Annotated in this window: 16 protein-coding genes; 13 read left to right on the top strand and 3 right to left on the bottom strand. The window is 48.8% G+C overall.

What is annotated here, in order from left to right; translation table 11 throughout:
- Positions 1-32 precede the first annotated feature (32 nt).
- From carB to E1919_RS11685, 4 genes are all read left to right on the top strand, one after another.
- The gene (gene carB / locus E1919_RS11670; protein WP_162053582.1) at positions 33-2846 is read left to right on the top strand and encodes a carbamoyl-phosphate synthase large subunit; all 2814 of its coding nucleotides are present in this window, start codon (positions 33-35) and stop codon (positions 2844-2846) included.
- 301 nt (positions 2847-3147) lie between these two features.
- Positions 3148-3438 (top strand): DUF4834 family protein, encoded by a 291-nt coding sequence (locus E1919_RS11675; RefSeq protein WP_162053583.1) that lies wholly within the window; start codon positions 3148-3150, stop codon positions 3436-3438.
- 42 nt (positions 3439-3480) lie between these two features.
- Positions 3481-5928, top strand: a complete 2448-nt coding sequence (locus E1919_RS11680; protein WP_162053584.1) for a YfhO family protein — start codon at positions 3481-3483, stop codon at positions 5926-5928.
- Positions 5929-6100: 172 nt separating this feature from the next.
- Positions 6101-7000 (top strand): 1-aminocyclopropane-1-carboxylate deaminase/D-cysteine desulfhydrase, encoded by a 900-nt coding sequence (locus E1919_RS11685; RefSeq protein WP_162053585.1) that lies wholly within the window; start codon positions 6101-6103, stop codon positions 6998-7000.
- Here the strand turns inward: E1919_RS11685 and E1919_RS11690 are convergent, their stop codons facing one another.
- Positions 7001-8179: a hypothetical protein gene (locus E1919_RS11690; protein ID WP_162053586.1), complete on the bottom strand. Its 1179-nt coding sequence runs from the start codon at positions 8177-8179 to the stop codon at positions 7001-7003.
- A gap of 66 nt (positions 8180-8245) precedes the next feature.
- Here E1919_RS11690 and E1919_RS11695 point away from each other — a divergent pair, with 66 nt between their 5' ends.
- Positions 8246-8881, top strand: coding sequence for a DUF4230 domain-containing protein (locus E1919_RS11695; protein ID WP_162053587.1), 636 nt, complete (start codon positions 8246-8248; stop codon positions 8879-8881).
- A 246-nt stretch (positions 8882-9127) separates the two neighbouring features.
- Here the strand turns inward: E1919_RS11695 and E1919_RS11700 are convergent, their stop codons facing one another.
- Positions 9128-9610 (bottom strand): regulatory protein RecX, encoded by a 483-nt coding sequence (locus E1919_RS11700; RefSeq protein ID WP_162053588.1) that lies wholly within the window; start codon positions 9608-9610, stop codon positions 9128-9130.
- Positions 9611-9854: 244 nt separating this feature from the next.
- On the opposite strand from E1919_RS11700, the gene E1919_RS11705 reads away from it, so the two are divergent.
- The 3 genes from E1919_RS11705 (at position 9855) to E1919_RS11715 (ending at position 14079) form a co-directional block, all read left to right on the top strand.
- Positions 9855-10745: a DMT family transporter gene (locus E1919_RS11705; protein WP_262888709.1), complete on the top strand. Its 891-nt coding sequence runs from the start codon at positions 9855-9857 to the stop codon at positions 10743-10745.
- Positions 10746-10878: 133 nt separating this feature from the next.
- Entirely contained in the window at positions 10879-13482 is a 2604-nt protein-coding gene (locus tag E1919_RS11710) for a DUF5686 and carboxypeptidase regulatory-like domain-containing protein (RefSeq protein ID WP_162053590.1), read from the top strand.
- Between the two features lie 252 nt (positions 13483-13734).
- Entirely contained in the window at positions 13735-14079 is a 345-nt protein-coding gene (locus tag E1919_RS11715; protein ID WP_237144299.1) for a hypothetical protein, read from the top strand.
- A 55-nt stretch (positions 14080-14134) separates the two neighbouring features.
- On the opposite strand, the gene E1919_RS11720 is transcribed toward E1919_RS11715, so the two are convergent.
- Positions 14135-15085: an EamA family transporter gene (locus tag E1919_RS11720; RefSeq protein WP_162053592.1), complete on the bottom strand. Its 951-nt coding sequence runs from the start codon at positions 15083-15085 to the stop codon at positions 14135-14137.
- 171 nt (positions 15086-15256) lie between these two features.
- On the opposite strand from E1919_RS11720, the gene E1919_RS11725 reads away from it, so the two are divergent.
- From E1919_RS11725 to E1919_RS11745, 5 genes are all read left to right on the top strand, one after another.
- Positions 15257-17713, top strand: a complete 2457-nt coding sequence (locus E1919_RS11725; RefSeq protein WP_162053593.1) for a bifunctional UDP-N-acetylmuramoyl-tripeptide:D-alanyl-D-alanine ligase/alanine racemase — start codon at positions 15257-15259, stop codon at positions 17711-17713.
- 295 nt (positions 17714-18008) lie between these two features.
- Positions 18009-18257, top strand: coding sequence for a FeoA family protein (locus tag E1919_RS11730; RefSeq protein WP_162053594.1), 249 nt, complete (start codon positions 18009-18011; stop codon positions 18255-18257).
- A gap of 75 nt (positions 18258-18332) precedes the next feature.
- The gene (gene feoB, locus E1919_RS11735; RefSeq protein WP_394351769.1) at positions 18333-20426 is read left to right on the top strand and encodes a ferrous iron transport protein B; all 2094 of its coding nucleotides are present in this window, start codon (positions 18333-18335) and stop codon (positions 20424-20426) included.
- A gap of 277 nt (positions 20427-20703) precedes the next feature.
- On the top strand, positions 20704-21819 hold the full coding sequence (locus E1919_RS11740) for a hypothetical protein (protein ID WP_162053596.1): 1116 nt from the start codon (positions 20704-20706) through the stop codon (positions 21817-21819).
- A gap of 640 nt (positions 21820-22459) precedes the next feature.
- Complete coding sequence (locus E1919_RS11745; RefSeq protein WP_162053597.1) at positions 22460-25531, top strand: SusC/RagA family TonB-linked outer membrane protein; 3072 nt, start codon at positions 22460-22462, stop codon at positions 25529-25531.
- The last annotated feature ends 16 nt before the right edge of the window (positions 25532-25547 follow it).

The raw sequence follows: 25547 nt of genomic DNA on the forward strand, positions 1-25547 counted from the left end.
TAACTTTGGGCAATTTATACATACCAATCCAAATGCCTAAAGACACCAGTATTAAATCCGTTCTTATTATTGGTTCTGGTCCCATCATCATCGGCCAGGCCTGTGAATTCGATTACGCCGGCTCCCAGGCCGCCCGCTCGCTACGCGAGGAGGGGATAGAAGTGATACTCATCAACTCCAACCCGGCCACGATTATGACGGACCCGGTGACGGCGGACCATGTGTATCTCAAGCCGCTGGAGAAGAAGTATATCGTTCAGATATTAGAAAAGCATAAAATCGATGCGGTGCTGCCAACGATGGGCGGCCAGACAGCATTGAATCTTGCCATTGATTGTGATAAAGCCGGTATCTGGAAAAAGTACGGCGTGCGCATCATCGGTGTGGATATCAAAGCCATCGAGACGACGGAGGACCGGGAGCAGTTCCGGCTGAAAATGATAGAGCTTGGCGTCAATGTTTGCCAGGGCGAAACGGCCACCTCCTTCCTCGAAGGGAAAGAAATTGCTCAGGAGATAGGATTTCCGCTCGTAATCCGACCGTCTTTTACATTAGGCGGCTACGGTGGTGGCTTTGTGCATACGGCGGAGGAGTTTGACGCGGCTCTTACCCGTGGCCTGCATGCTTCTCCCACGCACGAGGTGCTGGTTGAGAAAAGCATACTTGGCTGGAAAGAATACGAGCTCGAACTGCTGCGCGATAACATCGGCAACGTCATCATTATCTGCTCCATCGAGAACTTTGACCCGATGGGCGTGCACACTGGAGACTCCATTACGGTGGCCCCGGCCATGACACTGCCGGACACGGTGTACCAGCACATGCGCGACCTGGCCATCAAAATGATGAACGGCATCGGGCAGTTTGCAGGCGGCTGTAACGTGCAGTTCTCTGTGAGCCCGGATGATGATAGCATCATCGCGATTGAGATTAACCCCCGCGTTTCCCGTTCTTCTGCCCTTGCTTCCAAAGCCACTGGTTATCCTATCGCGAAGGTGGCTGCAAAGCTGGCTATCGGTTATAACCTGGATGAACTGAAAAATGCCATCACAAAGACCACGTCCGCCTACTTTGAGCCGGCGCTGGACTACGTGATTGTGAAGATACCACGTTGGAACTTCGATAAGTTCCCGGGCGTGAACCGAACGCTGGGGCTGCAGATGAAGTCTGTGGGCGAGGTGATGGGTATTGGCCGTACCTTTCAGGAGGCGCTGCAGAAAGCCTGCCAGAGCCTTGAAATCAAACGCAACGGTATAGGCGCCGACGGCAAAGAGAAAACAGGCTACGACGAGCTGATCGACAGCCTGAAGAACCCCAGCTGGAACCGCCTGTTCAGCATCAAAGATGCCATGCGCATCGGTATCCCGACCAGCACCATTTACAACCTCACGAAGATCGATCCGTGGTTCCTGGCCCAGATTGAGGAACTGGACGTGATGGAGAAGGAAATTGGCAAGTATAACTTAGCCAACATACCAGCCGGCCTGCTGCGCGAAGCGAAGGTGAAAGGCTATGCCGACCGCCAGATTGCCCACCTGCTGCGCTGCAAGGAAAGTGAAGTGCACACCAAACGCACTGAATTAGGTATCAATCGTGTGTTTAAAATGGTGGATACCTGCGCCGCTGAGTTTGAGGCCAACACACCTTACTACTACAGCACCTTCGACGGCGAAAACGAGAGCATCGTAACAGACAAGAAGAAGGTAGTGGTGCTTGGCTCCGGCCCTAATCGGATCGGGCAGGGCATCGAGTTCGACTACAGCTGTGTGCATGGGGTGCTGGCGGCGAGAGAGTGCGGCTACGAGACCATTATGATCAACTGTAACCCCGAAACGGTGAGTACAGATTTTGATATCTCTGATAAACTGTACTTCGAGCCGGTGTTCTGGGAGCATATTTACGACATCATCCTGCACGAAAAGCCCGAAGGTGTAATTGTGCAGTTAGGCGGACAGACAGCCCTGAAGCTGGCAGAGAAACTGGATCGCTTTGGCATCAAAATCTTCGGGACCAGCTACCAGGCCCTGGACCTGGCAGAAGACCGTGGCTCTTTCTCCTCACTGCTGCGTGACCTAGGTATTCCGTACCCGCCATTTGCTGTTATTGAGTCGGCTGAGGAGGCACTGGAACTGAGCAAGGATCTGAAGTTTCCGCTGCTGGTGCGCCCGAGCTACGTGCTGGGTGGGCAGAACATGAAAATTGTGATAAACAATAAGGAACTGGAAGCCCACGTGATCGACCTGCTGAAAGACCACCCAGGTAACAAGGTGCTGTTAGACCATTTCCTCGACAATGCCATTGAAGCAGAGGCCGACGCTATCTGCGACGGTGAAGATGTGCATATCTGCGGTATTATGGAACACATTGAGCCAGCTGGTATCCACTCCGGCGACTCTTACGCAGTGCTGCCTCCGTTTGACCTGAGCGAGAACGTGCTTAACCAGATTGAAGAGTATACCAAGAAAATTGCGGTAGCGTTGCGAACAGTTGGTGTCATCAACATCCAGTTCGCCATCAAAAATGAAACGGTATACATCATTGAGGCCAACCCGCGTGCTTCGCGTACATTCCCGTTCATCGCGAAAGCGTACAGAGAGCCGTACATCAACTACGCCACCAAGATTATGCTGGGCGAGAAGAAGGTGAAGGACTTTGAGTTTAACCCTTACAAGCACGGGTATGCCATCAAAGTGCCGGTGTTCTCTTACAACAAGTTCCCGGAAGTGAATAAGGAGCTTGGCCCGGAGATGAAATCAACCGGTGAGGCCATCTACTTCATTGATGACCTGGATGACGATTACTTCACCCAGGTATACTCTGAAAGAAACCTGTACTTAAGTAAGTAACTCCAGTAGCTAAACCAAAATGCAAAGCCTCCTCAGCAATGAGGGGGCTTTTTGTTGCCGCTGGTTCAAAGGCTGTAACTTGGTCTTCAAAGGCGCTGCCTTTATGAGGCTCTGTGAACAATAAGATATGACTGGTTATCTCTTCCAGGAACTAACCCGATCGCAAATGCATTTTAAGGTATACTTCCTATCTTTGCGGACATTACGCCAAAAAGGCATATAACAAAGTTTTGGCAGAGGAGTTGTAAGTAAATATGGGTACTGTTTTTGCAGTATGTACCTTACGTAAGAGAGCTTTATCATGATCAAATTCATATTCACCGTACTACTCATTATTTTCTTCATCCGTATGGTTGCACCAGTGTTGTTCAGGTGGCTGTTGGGGATGTTCATTAAGAAGAAAGTGCGCAACGGCACCTTCTTTTACTCTAACATGCACCAGCAGCAACGCCAGCAACAAGCCCCCCACAGTAACGGCAGCCAGCAGAACGGCAGAGCTAAGGGCAACGTGAAGATCGACTATATTCCAGAGAAACCGGAGCGGAAGGATTTCAACGGTGGGGAATATGTCGATTATGAAGAAGTGAAATAAAACTGTTATCTTTCAACCTCTATTCTGAGGTTTTTGAAAGTTATGACAACCACTTCCTTCGATTTTAAGCGGGATGCCTTACCACACATCATCGCTGTTCTTATTTTCCTGATTTTAACGGCCGTATACTTCTCACCGGTTCTTTTTCAGGACAAAGGCCTGGCGCAGAACGACATCCAGCAGTTCCAGGGCAGCGCCAGAGAAATACAGAATTACCGTGAGACTACTGGCGAAGAGGCGCTCTGGACGAACTCCATGTTCAGCGGTATGCCCGCCTACCTGATCAACACGCACTTCCCCGGCGACTGGTCCCGATACATTCACTCTGCTTTGACTTTTAACCTGCCAGCCCTGGCGGGTAATATCTTTGCGACACTGATTTGTGCTTACATTCTGCTGGTGGCTATGGGCATGAGCTCGTGGCTGGCCATTGTAGGCGCCATCGCCTTCTCCCTCACCTCCTACAACATCATTATATTAGAGGCAGGCCATAATACAAAGTCCTTAACAATTGCCTACATCCCGATGGTGCTGGCTGGCCTGATTTACGCGCTGCGCCGCAACCTCTGGATTGGAGCCGCGCTGTTTGCCGTAGGCCTGACGATGAACCTGCACTTCAACCACCTGCAGATGACGTATTACATGCTGCTGCTGATAATCGTTTTTGCGGTGGTAGAGATAGTCTACGCCATCAAGCACGGCACCTTTGCAGAGCTTCTGAAGCGCGGACTAGTGTTGGCAGTAGCGGCTATACTGGCTGTGGGCGTTAACTTCGGAAGACTGTACACTACTGCTGAATACAGCGAGCACAGCATTCGGGGCAAGTCAGAACTGACACAGCCAAACAGCGGAGAGCGTGTTGGCAGTGGCTTGGACAGGGAGTATGCCTTTAACTGGAGTTATGGCATCAGCGAAACCATGACCCTGCTTATCCCCGACTTTTACGGCGGTAGCAGTGCTGCTTCCTTAGAAACAGACTCAGAAACCTACAGTGCCTTTACCAGAATGGGCGTGCCGCCGGTGCAGGCAGAGCAGATCGTGAAACAGGGCTTGCCGATTTACTGGGGCCCTCAGCCAATGACCAGTGGGCCTGTATACGTGGGAGCCATTGTATGCTTCCTGTTTGTACTGGGCATTTTTATTGTGAACAAACGCTGGGTGAGTTGGCTGGTAGCCGGCACCATACTCTCCTTTATGCTGGCGTGGGGAAAGAACTTTGAAGCCTTTAACTACTTCATGTTCGATTATTTCCCGGGCTACAACAAATTCAGAGCTGTATCCTCGGCCTTGGTTATTGCCCAGATTACCATGCCCTTCCTCGCGATACTGGCTCTCTGGAAACTCATCAATGAAAGAGGTCGCATAGAAGGGCTTGATAAGAAGCTCCTCATCTCAGGCGGTATTACAGCAGGAATTTGCTTGCTCGTGTGGCTTTTCGCCGGAACAGCAAGCTTTGTAGGTGGCTCTGATCAGCAACTGATGCAGGCCCAGTTCCCTATTGATGCAATTCGTGCCGACCGCGAAAGCATGATGCGCAGCGATGCCTTCCGTTCCTTTGCGTTTATCCTGTTAGCTGTAGGTTTACTGTACTTCTTTGTAAAGAACAAGCTTTCTGCTACTGTGGCCATTGCAGGTGTTGGTGTACTGCTGCTGGTAGATTTGTGGAGCGTAGACAAGCGTTACCTGAACAATACTGATTTTAAGCAAAACGTAGTAGCCAACTACTTCCAGCCTACGCCAGTCGATCAGTTGATTATGCAGGACCAGGACCTGAGTTTCCGGGTTATTAACCTGCCGAACCCATTCAACGAAGCCCGCACCTCTTACTATCACAAATCGATTGGAGGTTACCACGGTGCGAAGCTGCGTCGTTACCAGGACCTGATTGATCGCCACATTGCACGTAACAACCTAGAAGTTTACCGCATGCTGAATACGCGCTACGCAATTACAGGTGATCCAAAACAGCCGGTGCAGCGTGTGCCGGGTGCCTTGGGCAATGCCTGGTTTGTGGAGGAAGTAAACCCGGTGCAGTCGCCGGATGAAGAGTTGGATGCCCTGACTATGTTTGATGCTGGCACCACCGCTGTGGTAGACGTAACGAAGTTCCCTGTTGAGGAGCGTAATTTTACGGCTGATAACGCCAACATTGAACTAGTGGAGTACCAGCCAAATTACCTGAAGTATGAGTACCAGGCAGCGGAAGGAGGCCTGGTGGTGTTCTCTGAAGTATACTATGCTGATGGCTGGCAGGCTTACCTCGACGGCCAGCCCGTAGATCACATCCGTGCCAACTATGTGCTGCGTGCGATGCAGGTGCCTGCCGGGCAGCATACCATCGAGTTCAGGTTTGCTCCAAAGGCTTATACGCTGGGCAACACTGTCTCACTTGTGTCGTCTATTCTGTTGCTGCTGGTGATAGTAGGAGCCATTGCTTACGGTGTGAAGAAGAAACCAACAAAAGAAGTACCTGTAGTAGAGAAAGTGTAAGTGAGTTGAAAAGTTAGAGAGTTTGGGAGTTAGAAAGTTAGAGAGTTAGAAAGTTGAGGGAGGTATAAATCACATATTGAGGCAAATCCTAAATATCCTTCTTTCACCCTGTAAATCCTGATTCAGACAATAAATAAGAGCCTCAGCCAACGCTGAGGCTTCTTTTTGAAACATGGAAACACCACTGCAACAATTAAAAGACTCACTCCTGCAGGAACACCAGGTAGCGCTTTGGATAAAGCGGGAGGACTTGCTGCACCCCGATATATCAGGCAATAAATGGCGTAAGCTGAAATATAACCTGCAGGAGGCAGAACAGCTGCAACACCACACACTGCTGACCTTCGGCGGTGCCTACTCTAACCACATTGCGGCTACAGCGGCAGCGGGCAAAGCGTTCGGCTTCAAAACAGTCGGTGTTATCCGGGGAGAGGAGCACCTGCCGTTGAACCCCACACTCCGCTTTGCCACCTCCTGCGGCATGCAACTGCAATATGTGTCCCGCGAAAAGTACCGGCAGAAAGATGACCCTGCTTTTCTGCAGGAGCTGTCGGAACAGTACTATCAGCCTTATGTACTACCAGAGGGAGGCACTAACAATTTAGCGGTAAAAGGCTGCACCGAAATCATAGAAGATATTGCCATTGACTATGACTACATATGCTGCGCATCCGGAACAGGTGGCACAGTGGCAGGCATTATAGCAGGACTGGCGGGGGAGAAGCAGGTACTGGCATTTTCGGCGCTAAAAGGTGGTGATTTTCTGCAAAAGGAAATACAGCAGCTGATTTACAAATACAGTGTTCAAACCTATCACAACTGGCAACTTATTACTGACTACCACTTCGGCGGCTACGCAAAAGTAAAGCCGGAACTGCTGACTTTTATGCAGGCCTTTCAAAGTCAGTACCATATCCCGCTGGAACCAGTCTACACCGGCAAAATGATGTACGGTCTCTTCGACTTGATTCGGCAAGGCTACTTCCCCAAAGGCAGCCGCGTTGTGGCTATTCATACCGGTGGCTTACAGGGCAACGCCGGTTTCAAGGAGCGGCTGGGGGTGGAGGTATAACTATCGCGAGGTTCCGGTTTTCCACTTTTCAATTTGCCAGCTTATTCCTGTGGCTCCAAAGGCGAAAACAATGAACACGATACTCATCAGGAAGCGCCCGGTTTCGTTTTCGCTTGTAATGGTAGTGATGAATGCCTGCTGTAGCACCAGTAACACGCTAAATATCCTGATAGGTAGCGGAATACGGTCTTTCAATAGCGCAATAGCTCCGAACAAATACAAGGGGTAGAGAAGCAGCGCAATCATGGTGTTATGGAATACTGAAAAGAAAGGCTTTACATTTCCCCAGAAAAGCAGAAACCGCAAGGCAGACATCCGAAAAAAGTAGGAGGTATTGTCGCGTACAAAAAGGTAGAGCTTTGTAAGCGGGGAGGCGTGCTCTGGAGGCATGATGATGGGCTTATCTGAATGCACCAACAGGCCCTTATACAGGTAAATCACCTCTCCTTTTTCATAGGTTTCTACTACTGTAAAAGACTGCAGCAGGTACTGGTCCACAACCAGGATGGAAGCAAGCGGCACAACAAGAACGACCAGTAAGAGCAACCGGCGGGCCTGTTTAGTAGGCGCTGCCAGATAAGCTATCGTAATCAGGTATGCCATATAGGCGACCAATGCAATAAAACCATTTGGCCGAACCAGCGCCACATAAAGCAGCACCGGAACTGCCCAAAGCGACTGCCTCACCGAGTCCGCTTTCACAATTAGGTAGAACGCAAACATCAGCAGGCTGACATACAGTGACTCCGTCATAATAAAGGCATGAAACAGTTGCAGATCATACCATATAATCAGCACAAAAGTGGCGAGGGCAGGAGCGAGTGCGTTGCCGGCCAAAAGTTTTGTCGTGCGGTAGAAGAACATAGTGGCAACACCTGAAAGTAAGGTCTGCACAATAATGACTCCTTTCAAACAAAGACCCAGCTTAAACAGAAGTGCGAGAAACAGCGGGTAACCCAGGTGCTTAATGTAGTAGTTGTTAGCGAAGTAAAAGTCGTCTGCAATGGCGTGGGCATAGGTTAAGTACTCCCTGGAGTCATCGGTGGTGCGGACGCCATATTTCCAGAAAAGCACCGTATGCAGCACTATCCAAAGCACTGCTAGCGCCACCTGGATTCTCATTTCGGCTGCGGGGCTTAGCTGGGGGTGAGGCAGCACTGCCTGTAACTTATTGGGCATGATTTGTGTTGAAATAGCGTAAAAGTAATATAATTTCACGCGCATCTAAAAAACTTATTCCTCTACATGCCCCTGCTCCGCCTCCTGTTTAAACTCATTCCCTGGATTCTTATCCTTGTGGCTGGTATTTTTTTCTGGCGCATCTTCGGAAGCTATTTTGATAAAGATGAGAAGGAAAAGGTGCCGGAGGTGGTGGTAAACTTTAATACGGTGTTGACCTCAGTGGAAGACATGGGCCGTATGGAACTGGTGCGCTACAATTTTAAAGACGTGGTGGAGTATGAGAAAACCGTCTCCCGCTTTATACCTAACTCTAAATTGGTGCTCATCGTGTCTGGTGAAGCCGTGGGCTGTGTGGATTTTGCCAAAATCACGCAGGCTGATATCCAGTTTCAGGGAGATACGCTGGTGCAGGTGGCTTTGCCTGCCCCCGAAATCTGCTACTATAAAGTAGACCACAGCAAATCAAAGGTATTCAGCAAAGAAAACACTTACTTTCAGGATGCAGAGTTGGTGGAGGAAGGGTACAAGTATGCCGAGCAGAACGTAAAGAAGGCCGCCCTGAACTCCGGCATCCTGCGCCAGACGACAGTAAATGCTGAGAAAATACTAAAGCCCATGCTGGAGGAAATCACCGGCCGCCGCGTCGTGCTGGTGCCGCAGCGCAGAATCCAAAACCCGCAAGTGCCGCCGAAGCGTTAGAGGCGACACACGTATCATGTATTTCGTAGCACGAGTTTGATACTGAAAACTATATATAATTTAGGACAGCACGGGGCAGGTGCAAGGAACTCTCTGTCTGTTTAGCAGAGGCTATAACGGGAAACTAGCTTTTAGGAGAGGGCTGGGGAGAGATTATTTTACACAAGTGATTTTAGGGACTCAAGCCTACGCTACGTCACCGGTTAGATACCGGCGCCAGTAGTTCCTTTTCGACTTTCTAACTTTTTAATTTTCTAACTTCTTCAACGCGTCCTGCACCAAGTCATTTTCATAGCCTTTGCTCATCAGGAAATAGCTTAGCTTCTGGCGGCGTGCGAAGGGATTTTTTTCTTTTTCAGTGGCATTTTTCTTTTCCAGTAGGTTCAGGAGATTTTCCTCATATACATCCAAGTCAATTTCTTTCATGCCCTGTTTGATGCAGTAGTCGGAGATGCCCTTGCTTTTCAGGCCCTGCGTAATTTTGCGGCGGCCCCACTTTTTCAGGCCATACTTGCCGCGTACATAGCTCTGCGCGTAGCGTTCCTCGTCAATCAGCTTCTCCTGGCTCAGGCGCACGATCAACTCTTCCACGTCGTCCGGCTCCAGGCCGTAGGAGTAGAGCTTTGTCCGGACCTCCTGCTGTGTGCGCTCCTGATAGGCACAGTAGGCTGCCGCTTTTATTAACGCTTCTTTAGGGGTATAATGCTTCTGTTGCTTTTGTCGCTCCAAATCTGTTGGGTGGGTTAGTTGTTCAAATATAAACAAACTGCCGGCGTACATGGTTCTGAGCAGAATTTTAAGTTAGAAGGTTAGAGCGTTAGAAAGTTAAAAAGTCAAAATGGTGCGGTTATGTGTTTAGCCTCTCTTTCTAACAACACCCAACCATTTAACAATTCAGCCATTTAACCATTAAGAGCAACTATTAGCAATCAACAATACTAATCAAGACCTTTGCAGCCTTGACTTGAGGTATATGCTTTCCAAAGGAGTTAAATACATGTTGCTGTCCACGCTGTTCTTTTCGCTGATGAACGTTAGCGTGAAGCTGGTGTCGCATATACCGGCGGTGGAGGTGATTATGTTCCGATCTATCATTTCACTGGTAATCAGCTACGCCTACTTGCGCAGGGCTAATGTGAGCGTGTGGGGGAACAACCGAGGTTGGCTGATTGCACGAGGAGCAGTGGGGGCAACGGCACTAATTCTCTTCTTCAACACTCTTCAGAATATACCGTTGGCCACGGCAGCCATGGTGCAATATATGTCGCCCATCTTCACGGCAATACTGGGCATCTTTATGGTGAAGGAACGGGTGCGACCCTGGCAGTGGGTGTTTTTCCTGTTGTCGTTTTGCGGGGTGCTGGTGATTGAGGGCGTGGAGACAGATGTGGATACATTCTACCTTTGGCTGGGAGTATTAAGCGCTGTTTTCTCCGGCATTGCCTACACTATCGTGCGAAAGCTTAATACACAGGAGCATCCGCTGGTTATTATCTTTTACTTTCCACTGGTTACCTTGCCGGTGGTGGGGAGTTATACTCTGTTTAATTGGGTGCAGCCCGAGGGCTGGGACTGGGCGCTGCTATTGCTGGTGGGCTTGCTTACACAACTGGGGCAGTACTACATGACGATGTCATACCAGAGCGAAGAAATCTCCAAAGTAGCCAACCTTAACTATATCGGTATCATTTACGCCTTAATCCTAGGCTATATCCTGTTTGGGGAGACGTTTAATGTATGGTCGTATATGGGAATGGCGCTGGTGCTGCTGGGTGTGGTGCTGAATATGCGCTACAAAACCAGGCTGACAAAGCAGGAGGCCCTGGCGCAGGCAAGCAAACCCTTTGAAAAGAACGGCTTATAGCTAAAAAGTAAATCTTGTATAAACATATTGTGTAGATTTTTGCGTTAACTATACAAATCTTTGTCCCTGTTTTAAAACCCTTTGCCTCATAGCTTTGCCCACCTGCTTAGCTAAAGCGCCAGAAACCCTGCACATGCGTCACTATTACCTGCTCTTTCTACTCTTTCTGCTGCCGGCCCTTTCTATGGCTGGTGTACTACGCGGGCGTATTACCGATGAAAATGGAAAGGGCCTGCCATTTGCGAGCATCTACATCAAAGAGGCAGCCAGCGGCACCGCATCCAACGATGAAGGCTACTACCAACTGCAACTCAGCCCCGGCACCTATACTTTTGAGTTTAAGTATGTTGGTTACCGCGCTAAATTCCAGACGGTCACCATTGGGGAGGGCACGCAGGAACTGAATGTGCAGCTACAGCCGGAGGTGCTGAACCTGAAGGAAGTGATAGTGCGCGCATCCGACGAAGACCCTGCTTACGGCATTATGCGCAACGCCATCCGGCTGGGGAAGTATCACCAGAATGAGGCAAAAGCCTGGAGTGCCCGCGTGTATATGAAAGGCGTGTACCGCCTCGACAAAGTGCCGCCAAAGGTGCTGGGTATAAAAGTGGTAGATGTAGATACGGGTATAGTGTATTTGTCGGAGTCGGTGTCGGAGCTGAGCTTTAAGAAGCCGAACAAGATAAACGAGCGCATTATTTCGAGCAAGGTAAGCGGCCAGAAGAAAGGCTTCAGCTTTAACCAGGCCTCCGAAATGAACATCAGCTTCTACGATAACCTGATGAAGGTGGAGGGCCTGAGTGAGCGGGGCTTTGTATCGCCGCTGGCCAACAACGCGTTTTTCTACTACCGCTTCGAATACCTCGGCACTTTCCAGGAAGACGGCCGCACCATCAACAAAATCAAAGTCATACCACGCCGAAAAAACGACCCAGTGTTTTCTGGCAATATCTACATCGTAGACGGCAGCTGGCGCATCCACAGCACAGATTTGAAGTTAACGAAAGACGCTGGCATTGACTTTGTGGATTGGATCCGGGTGCGGCAGGTGTATGCACCGGTGGCGGAGCAAATTTGGCTGCCCGTGTCGCAGCGCTTCAGTTTTGAGGCGGCGGGCCTTGGCTTCAAGGGCGGTGGGTATGCTATGGCGGTGTACTCAAAGTATAGGGTGCAGCCAGCCTATGCAAGACCTCCTAAGTTAGAGGAAGTAGAGGCGGAGCCAACTATCACGGCAGAAGAAACTACGGTAGCGGAAGCCAGACCTGCGAAGAAGCCAAAGATTAAGCTCATAGAACCACAGGAGGTGGCACCTGAGGCGCAGCAGCCCATTCACGACGACAAGCTATTCAGCAAGGAGATCCTGGTGGTGGAGAAAGAAGCCAATGACCGGGACTCAGTCTATTGGGCAGAAATCAGGCCGGTGCCGCTGACACACGAGGAGGTAACGGATTACCAGAAAAAAGATAGCCTGGAGGTCATAAAAAAATCGAAGCCTTACCAGGACTCGCTGGACCAGGTACGGAACAAACCTTCTATTGGTAGTTTCTTTATCCGGGGATACACCTATTCCAATACCTATAAGAAAAGATTCTATAGTTTTAACCCGCTGCTGAGCATAACAGGCGGGCCCAGCATTTTGCAGTACAATACAGTAGAGGGGGTAGTGGCCGATGTGCGGATGGAGTATACCAAACGCTTCGAAGACCGCACCCGCTACGAGATTGCCCCTGCCGTGCGCTACGGTTTCTCAAATGAGAAGCTGAACGCGAAGCTGCGCCTAACCTATCAGTATGAGCCTATCAAAAACAGCACAGTCACAGTGGAGGGTGGGCGCTATGTGGAGCAAATCAGCGCCGTAGATCCTATCTCGCCGTTTGTGAACTCTATCTACACGTTAGTGGCCGAACGAAACTACACGAAGCTGTACCAGCGCGACTTTGGCCGCATCAGCTACCGCAGCGAACTGCTGAACGGCGTGTACTTTAACGGCTGGGTGGATTATGCGCATCGTATGCCGATGCAAAACAGCACTGATTATACCTTCCGAAGTCGGGGAGGAGACACAGAAAGCCGCTTCACCTCTAACGTGCCTGTCAATGCCGAACTGGCAGATGCCTCTTTTTCGCCGCACGAGGCCCTGACACTGAGCCTGAATGTGAGCATACAGCCGGGGCAGGAGTATATTACCCGTCCGGATAACAAAATTAACCTGGGCTCCAAGTATCCGACCTTTGCGCTGGGTTTCCGAACCGGTATAAATGCCTTCGGTAGCGATGTGAACTTCAGCACTGCCGCCCTCCGCATCAGCGACGATGTGAGCTTGGGCCTGTTTGGCCGCAGCAAGTACAGCGTAACGGGAGGCACTTTCTGGAATAAGCAGGAGATGTACCTGATGGACTACAAGCACTTCAACGGCAACCGCACCTTGTTTGCCGGCGTATATGACGGCTTTCAGCTTTTAGACTACTACCGCTACAGCACCAATAACAGCTATCTGGAGGCGCACTATGAGCATCACTTCAACGGCTTCCTGTTCAATAAAATCCCGCTGTTCCGCAAGCTGAAATGGCAGGAGGTGGTCAGCCTGAATTACCTGAACACGCAGGAGTCGCGGAATTACCTGGAGTTGGGCCTTGGTATTGAGCATATCTTCAAAGTAATACGGGTCGATTTTGTGACTTCGTTCCAGGAAGGCAACAAGGCCAGAACCGGTATTATGTTCGGGTTCGGCTTTTAGGTGCTGGTTGTGGTTTAATTGCTGCATTGTTAGATTTTTAATTGTTGTTGAGGAGTTAGAGAGTCTGTTGAAACTCATTCAACAGACTCTCTAACTCCTCAACTCTCAAACCCCTCAACTTTCTAACTCTCTAACCTTTTAACCTTCTAATTCAAAAGAACTCTCTAACTCCTCAAGCTTGCTTGCATATAACCTATTAGCGCTGTGCCCGTTAAAAACAGTACAATAACCAATTGAAAAAGAGACATGAAAATGATATCAAATATATTCAAAACAGGAGTTGCAGTGGCCTTTGCTGCTGTTATAGGGTTTGGCTGTGGCGAGAGGCCGGCATCTAACCCTACCGACGATACAAGTACCTCAGCGGCCATTGTAGAAATGTCTGATGCAGAACACCTCATGGAGCCGCGACCATCAGCCATCGGTGATACTGCCGTAACAGGTGAGCAGGCCGACCAGTTTGGCAATTTGCCTTCTAACGTGGATACAGCCGCACGTCGCCTGCATGAGCAGAATATGCAAAGGCAGCTTGAGGAGAATCCGAACCAGCGCCCAATACCAACTACGCCTCAAAACCGGGATATTGACGGACAATAATTTGTAACCAACAATTAAAGAGAAGCCCCGCAAGCTATAGCTGGCGGGGCTTCTCTTATTTTAAAACCGCTGCAGTGCCTACAGGTGGTATGACCAGGCCATTACCCCGCTTTTTACGGCCTTTAATGTTCAGGTTGTAAATAATCACTGAGATAAAAATCAAGAGGTACGCCAACAGTTTCGTTGGGGTCGTCTGCTCATTAAAGTACAGGAACGCCATTATAAAGTTGATAATAGGGTTGATGTACATCAGGATGCCGATGGTGCCGGAGGTAAGCTCTTTCAGCGCAAAAAGATTCAGGAACAGCGGCAGGACCGTGAAGCAGGCACTTAAAACCGCGATATTCAGGAAGAAGTGATTGTTTAGCGCCACCGTGCTTTCTCCTTTAAAATAGGAGTAAAAGGGTGCCAGGAGAGCAAAAGAGAGCAGCAACTGCAGCGTAAGCAGTATAATTTTATCGTAGTTCTTCAGCAGGCGCTGCGTGATGAGGTAAAAGGCGTAACTCAACGCAATAAGCAGGCTAAACAGCAGGCTCGATAATTCTCCGGTGCCTACCAGCACACAGCTCAGGGTGCTGAGGGCGATGGCCAGCCATTGGTTGGTCCGTAATTCCTCCTTTAGCAATATGAAACCGAGCACCGCCGTCAGGATAGGGCAAAGCAAATAGGAAAAAGAGCCTGTCTGTATATTGATATGGTTAATAACATATATAAACGCCAGCCAATTAATAGTAAGCAGTGCACCGCCCAAAAAGGTATACAGCAGAAACAGGCGCTTCTCACGAGCTGCTGCGCCTTTCACCTGCGCCAGTGTTTCCTGTAGCTGCCTGCGCCGGAACAAAACCGAGATGAGCAGCAGCAAAACTATGGAGAACGCTACCCGGAAGCACAGAATCTGCCCACTCGGATATGCCGCCAGCGCTTTGAGCGGGAAAGGTATAAAGCCCCAGATAACGAAAGCTGCAATGCCAGCCGCGTAATATGGTTTGGTATTGGTTGTTTCCATAAAGTGGAATCATTTAAAAGAGCGCAAAGGTAAAGAAAGCTGAAGCAGATGAAGTGTAAGAAGCTGTTTTTTTGTAGTGAAAAATGTTAGCAGTCTCAATTCGCTAATCCTTTAACTTTCTAACTTTAGAGCGCTTTACTTTATCTTTGGCATAAGCCTTATATTGAATTCATGCTTACATTTCAGAAACTCACTTCTATCGTACAAGGCCATGTTGTCCAATCAGTGCAGCCACTGCCTGTGGTGCATCTGCTCACCGATAGCCGCAAACTTTCGCAGCCTGCGGGCACGCTGTTTTTTGCCATCCGGGGCAAGTACAACGATGGGCATAAGTACCTGCCGCAGCTGTATCAGCAGGGCGTAAGGGCTTTTGTGGTAGAGCAGGGCGAGGATGAGGAGTTGAAGCAGCAGTATCCGGAGGCAAGCCTGCTGCGGGTGGACAACAGTCTGGAAGCGCTGCAAAAGCTGGCGGCATGGCACCGGGCAAAGTTCCGGATACCAGTCATTGGGATTACGGGAAGTAACGGCAAAACGATTGTGAAAGAATGGCTGGCGCAGCTGCTGAGCCCCGACGAACTGGTCGTAAAAAGCCCGCGCAGCTACAATTCGCAGTTGGGTGTGCCGCTGAGCGTGTGGCAGATGGAGCAAAACCATACCTTCGCCATTTTTGAGGCCGGCATCTCACAACCCGGCGAGATGGAGAAACTGCAGCAGGTCATACAGCCAACCTTAGGCATATTCACGAACATCGGCAGTGCCCATGACGAAGGCTTTACATCCCATCAGCAGAAAGCGGCTGAGAAGCTGAAGCTGTTTAAAGACGTTAACCTGCTCTTTTACTGTGCCGACCATGCGCTGGTGCATGAGGCGGTGCAGGCACAGGGTATAAACGCTTTCACCTGGGCCCGAACCCAGGCGGCAGACATAACCGTTACAGCCACCACTACGGTGGGCCATAAAACAATTGTAGTCTATACCTGGCAGGGCGTGAAGCAGCGGCTTGCAATTCCGTTTACCGACGAAGCCTCTGTAGAGAACGCACTTCACTGCCTGGCAGTGCTGCTGTACCGCAATCTGCCACTCTCAGAGATTCAGGACCGGCTGGACCGCCTGCACCCTGTAGCCATGCGCCTCGAAATGAAAGAAGCCATTAACGGCTGCTACCTCATTGACGATACCTACAACAACGACCTTGCTGGATTAGCTATTGCCCTTGATTTGCTGGCAAACCAGCCGCAGCGGGGTAAGCGCACCGTTATACTTTCTGATTTGCTGGAGTCGGGCCTGCCGGAGGAGAAGCTGTACAGGCAGGTAGCAGAGCTGGTGCAGGCGCGAGGCGTGGAGCGGCTGATTGCTATCGGCGAGAAAATCAGCAAGTATAGCAGCCTGTTCAGTATTCCGGTAGTATTTTACTTTTCAACTGCAGATTTCCTGTCACAGTTTAACCCTGCAAGTTTCCGTGATGAGCTGATTCTGGTGAAAGGTGCGCGCGTGTTTGAGTTCGAGAAGATTGTACAGGCTTTCCAGCAGAAAGTGCATGGTACGGTGCTGGAAGTAAACCTCGACGCGCTCGTGTACAACCTCAATTACTACCGCTCTAAGCTCGCACCGGATGTGCGGCTGATGGTGATGGTGAAAGCCTTTGCCTATGGCAGCGGCAGCTCCGAAGTAGCAAATCTACTGCAGTTTCACCGCGTGGACTACCTGGCAGTGGCCTATGCCGACGAGGGAGTGCAACTGCGCGAGAACGGTATTACGCTGCCGATAATGGTTATGAACCCATCGCCGGATAGTTTTACTAAGCTGCGGCAGTATAACCTGGAGCCGGAGATTTATTCCTTGGAGCAGCTGCAGGCTTATGTCGCCTCCCTCTCTGGCGCTGCCACCTATAAAGTACACCTGAAGCTGGATACTGGTATGCACCGCCTGGGTTTTACGGAGGAGGACTTTGAAGTCCTGTTCAGCTTGCTGAAACAATACCCGCAGGTGCAGGTGATGAGCGCCTTCAGTCACCTGGCCGGTGCCGATGAGGCCGTGCACAACGATTTCTCGCAGCTGCAAATCCAGCAATTCATAGCGATGGCCAATACCGTGGAGGAACAGTTGGGCTATAAGGTGATGAAGCATGTGCTGAACTCAGCGGGTATCGTGCGTTTCCCGGAGCATCAGCTCGACATGGTGCGCCTGGGCATTGGCCTTTACGGCGTGGAGGCTACAGGAGCAGAGCAGGAGGCACTGCGCCCGGTGAGTGTGCTCAAAACCACTGTGTCGCAGGTGAAGAAGGTAAAGCAGGGCGATACAGTAGGCTACAGCCGCAAAGGGGTAGCAGACTCAGACAAAACCACTGCCACCATTGCCATCGGTTACGCCGATGGCTACGACCGTCGCTTCAGCAACGGTATCGGGCATGTTATCATCCACGGGCAGCGCTGCCCGCTTATCGGCAACGTGTGCATGGACATGTGTATGGTAGATGTGACAGAAATCGATGTAAAAGCCGGGGATGAGGTGACTGTGTTCGGCCCGCAACTGACACTGGTAGAATTGGCTAAGCGCATCGGTACTATTCCTTATGAGTTGCTCACCAACGTAAGCACTCGTGTAAAACGAATTTTCTATTCAGAGTAAAATTTGATCTGAAAATGAGGAGGTATGGAAATTTGCTGCCGTTGTTGATGTTTTCACCGGCAACACATACTGACACTGTGTAATAGTAGGTGCGTTTTTAAGGTAGAATCAGTAAATCCTGAAATTTGAGGATGGTATCCTTTGCGCTCATCTCTAAATTTTTTTCATCTCTTAACCTGCTTATTTATAGATACTCATGCCTGCTTGCCTCCAAATCTTTAATTCTTTTGCTTTCCTACTGAACACCTTGTAACTTGCAGTTGTTTATAATAAGTCTAAATAAAAAAAATAAGAGGTGCGAAAAACGGAAGAAGAGCGGCAGGGGCAAAAAAGCGTGCGCGACCTGAAAATAGGGGAGAGCGGCGTGATATGCGGCCTCAATGACCCGGAAATGGGGCTGAAGCTGCTCGAAATGGGATGTATACCCGGCACGGAGGTGAAGCTGAACAGCCGCGCCCCCTTTGGCGATCCCATCACAATTATAGTGAATGACTATACCCTCTCACTGCGTTTAGACGAAGCCGAGACAATTTTGCTCAAGTAGTAAATTTATTTCATGACTGTCGTTACTACCCAACCTGATATACCGCAGGTCGAGAGATCTCCTGTGCAGCCAACCATGGCAAAAATTGCCCTGATTGGTAATCCGAACTCAGGAAAAACATCTCTTTTTAACCAGTTGACGGGCCTTAACCAGAAGGTTGGTAACTTTCCGGGTGTTACAGTAGATAAAAAAACAGGCTATAGTCAGCTTACGCCAAAGTTAAAGGCGCAAATCATTGACCTTCCGGGCACCTATAGCCTATACCCTAAGTCGCTGGATGAGCGCGTTATCATCGACTTGCTCTACGATCCGGCGTCCAAACACTATCCAGACATCGTTATTGTAACTGCCGATGCTTCTAACCTGAAGCGCAACCTGCTGTTGTTTTCGCAGCTGGCAGATTTGCTGATCCCGTCGGTGCTGGCACTGAACATGGTGGATGTAGCCGAACAGGAGGGTGTGAAAATTGACATTCCTGCTCTGCAAAAAGAGCTGGGGGTGCCGGTTATACCTATGAATGCCCGCAAGGGGTTGGGTGTGGCAGCCCTGAAAATTGTAATGTCACAGCAGTTGGAGGCAACCAAGGCTACCTTTTTTGAGGTGCCGGCGGAGCTAAAGTCCTTGTTACAGGATATAAAGTCCAGGTTTAGTCTGAACAATGATTACCTGGCGCTGCAGTATGCCCACCATTATAAAAGCCTGAAGTTCTTGTCGGAGCAGGATGTGGCCTGGATGGATGCGCTGCTGCAGGAGACAGGTTTTCATTCCATCACGCAGCAGGCCAACGAAACAGTAGCCCGCTATACCCGCATCAACGAAATGCTGCTGGACATTGTGCGGGTGGAAAAGGCGGATAAAGCAGAGAAATTCAGCAACCGCCTCGACCAGGTTCTGACGCACAAGGTTTTCGGCTACCTTATTTTCTTTACTATTCTGTTCCTCATCTTCCAGGCGGTGTTTGCCTGGGCAAGTTATCCCATGGACCTCATTGATCTGGGAATAGCTAACCTGAACCTGCTTATACAGGAGAACTTTGAAGGACCCCTGGTTAACCTGCTCACAGAAGGTGTGATTGCAGGCCTTGGCGGAGTGCTGATTTTTGTGCCACAGATTGCCGTGCTGTTTGCCTTTATTGCCATTCTGGAAGAAACAGGCTATATGGCGCGCGTGACCTTTATGATGGACAAAATCATGCGCAAGTTTGGCCTGAACGGAAAAAGCGTGGTGCCGCTCATTTCCGGAGTGGCTTGTGCTGTGCCAGCGGTGATGTCGGCCAGAACCATTGAGAACTGGAAGGACAGGATGATCACCATCTTCGTGACACCGCTGATGAGTTGCTCTGCCCGCATACCGGTGTACACGGTGCTGATTGCGCTGGTGGTGCCGGAGAAGTACTACTTTGGTTTCCTGAACCTGCAGGGGCTGGTGCTGATGGCGCTGTACCTGATAGGCTTTTTAGCGGCTCTCTTCTCTGCACTGCTGCTCAAAACTATCCTCAAAGCCCGTGAGCGGAGTTACTTTATCATGGAGTTCCCTGTGTATAAAATGCCGCGCTGGAAAAACGTGGGACTCACGATTGTAGAGAAGTCGAAAGCTTTTGTGTTTGAGGCCGGTAAAGTGATCGTGGCTGTGTCTATTATACTTTGGGTGCTGGCCTCCTACGGACCCGGAGATAATTTTAAGGAAGCCCGGCAAAAAGCCCTGGCAGAAGCACAGGCGCAGAACCTGAGTGAAGTGCAGACAGAGAACCGGATTGCCTCCTACCAGTTAGAGTCTTCCTATGCCGGCATTGTCGGCCGCTCCATAGAGCCCGTTATCCGGCCGCTGGGGTATGACTGGAAAATAGGCATTGCTTTGCTAACCTCCTTTGCGGCCCGTGAAGTGTTTGTAGGTACCATGTCTACTATCTATAGCATAGGAGAGGAGGAAAATGTGAGCACTATACAAAATAAGCTGAGGACAGAAAAGAACGCCAACGGAGATCCCTTCTTTACGCCTGCCCGCGCCTTCTCGCTTATGATCTTTTACCTGTTCGCGATGCAGTGTGTGAGCACGTTGGCCATTGTGCGCCGCGAGACAAAGAGCTGGCAATGGCCTTTGGCACAGCTGCTTTATATGAGCGGCCTGGCTTATGTGATGGCGTTTATTACTTACCAGGTTTTTAGTTAGGGATCAGGGGCTTTTAATAGTGGAACTAACAGTTGTTAGGAAAATGCTTTAATATTTTAGGATAAATTTATAGCTTAGGAGTGTTGTAAGTTCCTTTCATCTCCCGACTATGAAAAATCGCTTGTTAAGTCTGGCAGCTATATGCTGTTTCATGTCTTTGTTGGTAACTTCATCTGTTAACGCGCAAATCATTTACATTGGGGATCCTTCATCTGCCGCCACCCAAAAAAGGTTTGATGAATTATTTAGCCAGAATCAAGATTCAACGTCTGTGCCTGTGGCCTTAGCTAAACTGCATCCTGACAACACTGTAAATACGGCTGATCTGGCTAAAGCATATCCTAAGTACAAAATACCATTTGAATTATTAACCCTGAGCTTGCCTGAACTGTCTGGTTACACTGATACATTAATTGTCTTGTGGTACCTGCGCAAAGCAGAACGCGTAAGGACCGGGGCTGTTAACGTGATGCTTATTGCCCTGGATGAGAATCAAGAGTTGTCTTATTTTATTGATAGAAACAATAACCAAAATCTGGCAGACGATGGCAGTCCTTACCTGTTTAAGGAGGGGGAGCAACAACGACAAGTCAATATAGAGGACAGGCGAATTGGCACCTTAAGTTTTATGCTGCAGAATTTAGAAGCTGCCATCGCGGCTCCTGTTCAGCCTGAGTCTCTTCACAAAGACATAGCTTCTGTGCCTGAGAGCCCTGTGTTGACCCGGGAGAGAGAAGCGTTTGCCCTTCATTTTATTTCTAGTTTGTCATCAGGCGGTGGCAAGGCTTCTTTAAATTACAGGGAGATGCCAAGGCCGGACTCTGACGAAGAAGACAAAAAATATACTTATGGGGCTTCCTACTACGCCTCCTTTAATACAACGATAGGAGTTGCCGCCTCGCTATATAATTTTTATGTAGGCGTAAGCGGCAGTGTAGAGATGTTTGAAGTGGGGGAGCAGCATCTTATTAAAGAGTTTAATAAACGAGGTGAAGCTTTCAGACAGGTACAGCCCAATACAGGATACTGGCCAAGCAAACGCATAAACCTGAGTGGCTTTATCGAATATGATTTTCTTATTGGCAGCAGCTTACGCTTTGCACCTACCCTCAGTTATACGCGCTATAACTTTATAGAGAGCCACTCCTTTGTCTACAATGGTGAGAGAGATATAAATCAGTACTTTACCGATCGCTATTCCTATTCATTTGGTGGCAAAATAAAATACAGTGTGACTGAGAAATCCCTGCTGTTTTTTGAAGTCTTTAAAAGGTATAACCATTTTGATGGCAGCTCCTACTTCCCTAATATAGAGCCAGAAACCTTCAGCATGAAATTTAATCAGCTTTACGGCGGTATTGGGTTTCAGCTAAAGCTGACCTCCCTGAATTAGAGCTATAACTCGTTAGCGGACTATAGCTTATAGCAACTTCCCTAAGATACAAGCTTTACCCAACCATGCAGTATTTTTATCGTATTGCTATTGAAGCTGTAAAAATTACAATGATATCCTTGTATAAATACATGTTTTGAGGGTGTCTTTTTTTAAAATGGAATTTTCTTCATTCATAATAAAAAAGTTGTATAGTAGATTAAAACAACATTAAAAATTAGTTGAAGTGAAAAGTATTTTTTAATTTTAAATTATTCTCACCTTAACCGAAGCATACTATGGAACTACTTCTCCTCTCTAAAGGCTCTCCCCGAGCACATTACAAAGCGGTGATACCTGGGTAGCTTCGGTGTCAAATTTTTCTGCTTAAGTTCTCTAAGTAATATATCAGCTTTCATTCTTTTTTTGCTGTTCATGCTGCATCCTGTTCATATAGTAGGCATGCATAAGGACTCTCTGTGCATGTATACTGTGGCTGCTCTTATTTGAAGGCAGCTTTCTGTTACTGATAGATGTAAGTCAATAGTGGCATTAGGGCAGAACAGGAACTAAGTACTTAGGAAATTAGCCGTTACGGTTGCTTTAAACATGATTCAAAATCTTATTAATTCTTTTCTATTTTTCACCTTAAAACAATAACATGAAAAAAACAATACTACTTAGCATGCTCCTTGTAGTGGCGCTGCTGCAGCAGGCTATGGCACAAAGCAGGCCTGTGTCTGGGCAGGTGTTAGATGCAAATACAAACCAGCCTTTACCTGGGGTTACTGTGCTTGTGAAGGGAACCACAGTAGGAACTGCCACAGGACCAGAAGGTAATTTTACGCTTAGTGTGCCGGAAGACAGAAACACGCTTGTTTTCAGGTACATTGGTTACAAGACTGTTGAACGCAATATTGGGAATTCCAATACTGTAAATGTGCAGATGGGGCTTGATTCCGAGCAACTTAGTGAGGTGGTGGTAACTGCCCTTGGTATTGAGCGTGAGAAGAAAGCACTGGGATATGCCATTCAGGAAATAGCTGGTGAAAGTGTAAACCAGGCCCGTGAAACAAACGTGGTAAATGCCCTTTCCGGTAAAGTAGCGGGTGTGCAGATTGTAAACTCCAGTGGTGCGGTAGGTTCTTCTGCCCGTATTACACTTCGCGGAAACAACTCACTTACAGGTGACAACCAGCCACTCTTTGTAGTAGATGGTATTCCTATCAACAACAGCACTAACGCTAACGATGGTTATGGTGGCGTAGACTATGGTAACGCTGCTTCTGATATCAACCCGAATGATATCGCATCTATCTCTGTGCTGAAAGGTGCCAACGCTGCCGCATTATACGGCTCACGTGCTGCCAACGGAGTAATTCTTATAACTACAAAGTCTGGTAAAAATGCGCAGGGCCTTGGTGTTACAATTGACCACAGCACGACACTGGAAAGCCCGCTTGTGCTTCCTGATTACCAGGATGAGTATGGCCAGGGGCTGAACGGCTTATTTGAATACGTAGACGGCGCTGGCGGTGGTGTTATGGACGGTGTGGATGAAAGTTGGGGCCCGCGCCTGGATGGTAGCAACAGAACGCAGTTCTTTGGAGAAGGTCCTTGGGAGGCAAGTCCGAACAACGTGAGAGACTTTTTTCAGACAGGTATAACCAACAACACGAACGTTGCTATTACCGGAGGAAATGAAAAAGCAAATGCCCGCCTTTCATTAGGCTATATTGACCAGGAAGGTATTATTCCGAACACGGACTTAACCCGTTACTCTGCCAGCCTGAACACGAACATGACACTAAGTCCAAAACTGAGTGCTGCTGCCAGTTTCAACTATATCCAGAACAAGAGCAACAACCGTCCATCAAATGGATATTCAGGTGACAACATCATGCAGCAGTTTATATGGTTTGGCCGCCAGGTTGATATCGACAGGCTGAGAGACTACAGAAATGAAGACGGCACACAGTTTAACTGGAACTATAACTACCATAATAACCCTTACTGGATTCTTTATGAGAACCTGAATGGCAACCAGCGTGACCGCTTGTTCGGTAATGTTTCGTTAAAATATGAATTCACTGACTGGTTAAACCTGATGGTGCGTGGTGGCGGTGACATGTTTGCAGAAAACCGTAAGCGCGTTTGGGCTGTAGAAACGTTAGGCTTCCCACAGGGCCGCTTCTATGAGTCTGAAAGATTCGTGAGCGAGACAAACTTCGACTTCCTCTTTGCTGCTGATAGAGATCTCTCCGAGGAAATCTCTATTGGAGCTACTTTTGGTGGTAATACCAGACGTAACAACTTCAGAATGAACGATGTGCTTGTGAGAGCGCTTGCAGTTCCTGGAATTTACAACGTATCGAATGCGCAGGGCAACCCTTCTCCTAGCAACTTCAGAAGCGAGCGCGTTGTAAACAGCTTGTACGGTACGGCTACTATTGGATTTAGAGACTACCTGTTTTTAGACTTAACAGCCAGAAACGACTGGGCCTCTACACTGCCAATCGCGAACAACTCTTTCTTCTACCCTTCTGTATCTACCAGTTTAGTTTTCACAGATGCTTTTGGCATTGATAGCGATGTGCTTTCTTATGGTAAACTGAGAGCTTCCTGGGCGCAGGTTGGTAACGATACCGATCCTTACAGAACAGCAGGTACTTTCTTTTCCAATGACCCTTGGGACGGAACCCCTAACCTGTCTTATACAAACACATTGGCTAATGCCAACCTGCAGCCTGAGCAGACAACTTCCATCGAGGTTGGTACTGACCTCCGCTTCTTCCTGGATAGAGCTTATGTAGACTTTACCTATTATAAAAAGAGGACGGTAGACCAGATTGTGCCAATCAGTACTTCTGGTGCCTCAGGATTTACGTCACAGGTTGTGAACGTGGGTGAAATCGGAAACGAAGGTATAGAACTCCAGGTGGGAGGTACTCCAATTCAAACTGCTGGCGGTTTCAACTGGGAGGTTATCGTAAACTTTGCCAAGAACAGGAACGAAGTGGTTTCACTTACAGAAGGACTTGATGCTTTCCAACTGGGTTCTTACTGGGGGCTGAGCCTGGAGGCAAGACCAGGTGAGACTTATGGTGTGTTTTACGGTACTGGCTACCTGAGAGATGATGCCGGTAATATTGTGGTTGATGCAGTTGGTCGCCCGAGAAAAGACCCGGAGCGCCGTGTACTTGGTGACATTCTTCCTGACTGGACAGGTGGTATTCGTAATTCCTTCTCTTACAAAGGCTTTAACCTGAGCGCTCTGATAGATATGCGCAAAGGTGGTGATATCTTCTCAGTGACTCACATGTTCGGACTTTATGCCGGTGTACTTGAAGAAACACTGGAAGGCCGTGAAGAAGGCATTGTTGTACCAGGTGTGAAAGACATGGAAGGTACTACAAATGACATCAACGTTTCCTCTCAGCGTTATTTTCAGTCTCTTTATGGTACGCATGAAGCGCATATTTTCGATGGCAGCTTTGTGAAACTTCGCGAAGTGACATTAGGCTATGAACTGCCTCAGTCTTTAGTAAGCAAAGCCAAATTAAGAGGTGTCAGCATCAGCCTGATTGGCCGTAACCTGTTGCTGCTCCACTCTAACATTCCGCACGTTGATCCGGAAAATGCTTTTGGTGCTGATATCGCCAGCCAGGGCTTTGAGTTCGGTGCTTTACCATCAACAAGAAGCTACGGTGTAAACCTAAGACTGACGCTATAATAGAGTTGTAGTTTAA

This window comes from Pontibacter pamirensis, from assembly GCF_010015475.1.
GTDB lineage: Bacteria > Bacteroidota > Bacteroidia > Cytophagales > Hymenobacteraceae > Pontibacter > Pontibacter pamirensis.

Bases quoted from the DNA above. Each gene is read 5' to 3' on its own strand.
- carB (WP_162053582.1), top strand. From the start codon at position 33: ATGCCTAAAGACACCAGTATTAAATCCGTTCTTATTATTGGTTCTGGT.
- E1919_RS11675 (WP_162053583.1), top strand. From the start codon at position 3,148: ATGATCAAATTCATATTCACCGTACTACTCATTATTTTCTTCATCCGT.
- E1919_RS11680 (WP_162053584.1), top strand. From the start codon at position 3,481: ATGACAACCACTTCCTTCGATTTTAAGCGGGATGCCTTACCACACATC.
- E1919_RS11685 (WP_162053585.1), top strand. From the start codon at position 6,101: ATGGAAACACCACTGCAACAATTAAAAGACTCACTCCTGCAGGAACAC.
- E1919_RS11690 (WP_162053586.1), bottom strand. From the start codon at position 8,179: ATGCCCAATAAGTTACAGGCAGTGCTGCCTCACCCCCAGCTAAGCCCC.
- E1919_RS11695 (WP_162053587.1), top strand. From the start codon at position 8,246: ATGCCCCTGCTCCGCCTCCTGTTTAAACTCATTCCCTGGATTCTTATC.
- E1919_RS11705 (WP_262888709.1), top strand. From the start codon at position 9,855: ATGCTTTCCAAAGGAGTTAAATACATGTTGCTGTCCACGCTGTTCTTT.
- E1919_RS11710 (WP_162053590.1), top strand. From the start codon at position 10,879: ATGCGTCACTATTACCTGCTCTTTCTACTCTTTCTGCTGCCGGCCCTT.
- E1919_RS11715 (WP_237144299.1), top strand. From the start codon at position 13,735: ATGATATCAAATATATTCAAAACAGGAGTTGCAGTGGCCTTTGCTGCT.
- E1919_RS11720 (WP_162053592.1), bottom strand. From the start codon at position 15,085: ATGGAAACAACCAATACCAAACCATATTACGCGGCTGGCATTGCAGCT.
- E1919_RS11725 (WP_162053593.1), top strand. From the start codon at position 15,257: ATGCTTACATTTCAGAAACTCACTTCTATCGTACAAGGCCATGTTGTC.
- feoB (WP_394351769.1), top strand. From the start codon at position 18,333: ATGGCAAAAATTGCCCTGATTGGTAATCCGAACTCAGGAAAAACATCT.
- E1919_RS11745 (WP_162053597.1), top strand. From the start codon at position 22,460: ATGAAAAAAACAATACTACTTAGCATGCTCCTTGTAGTGGCGCTGCTG.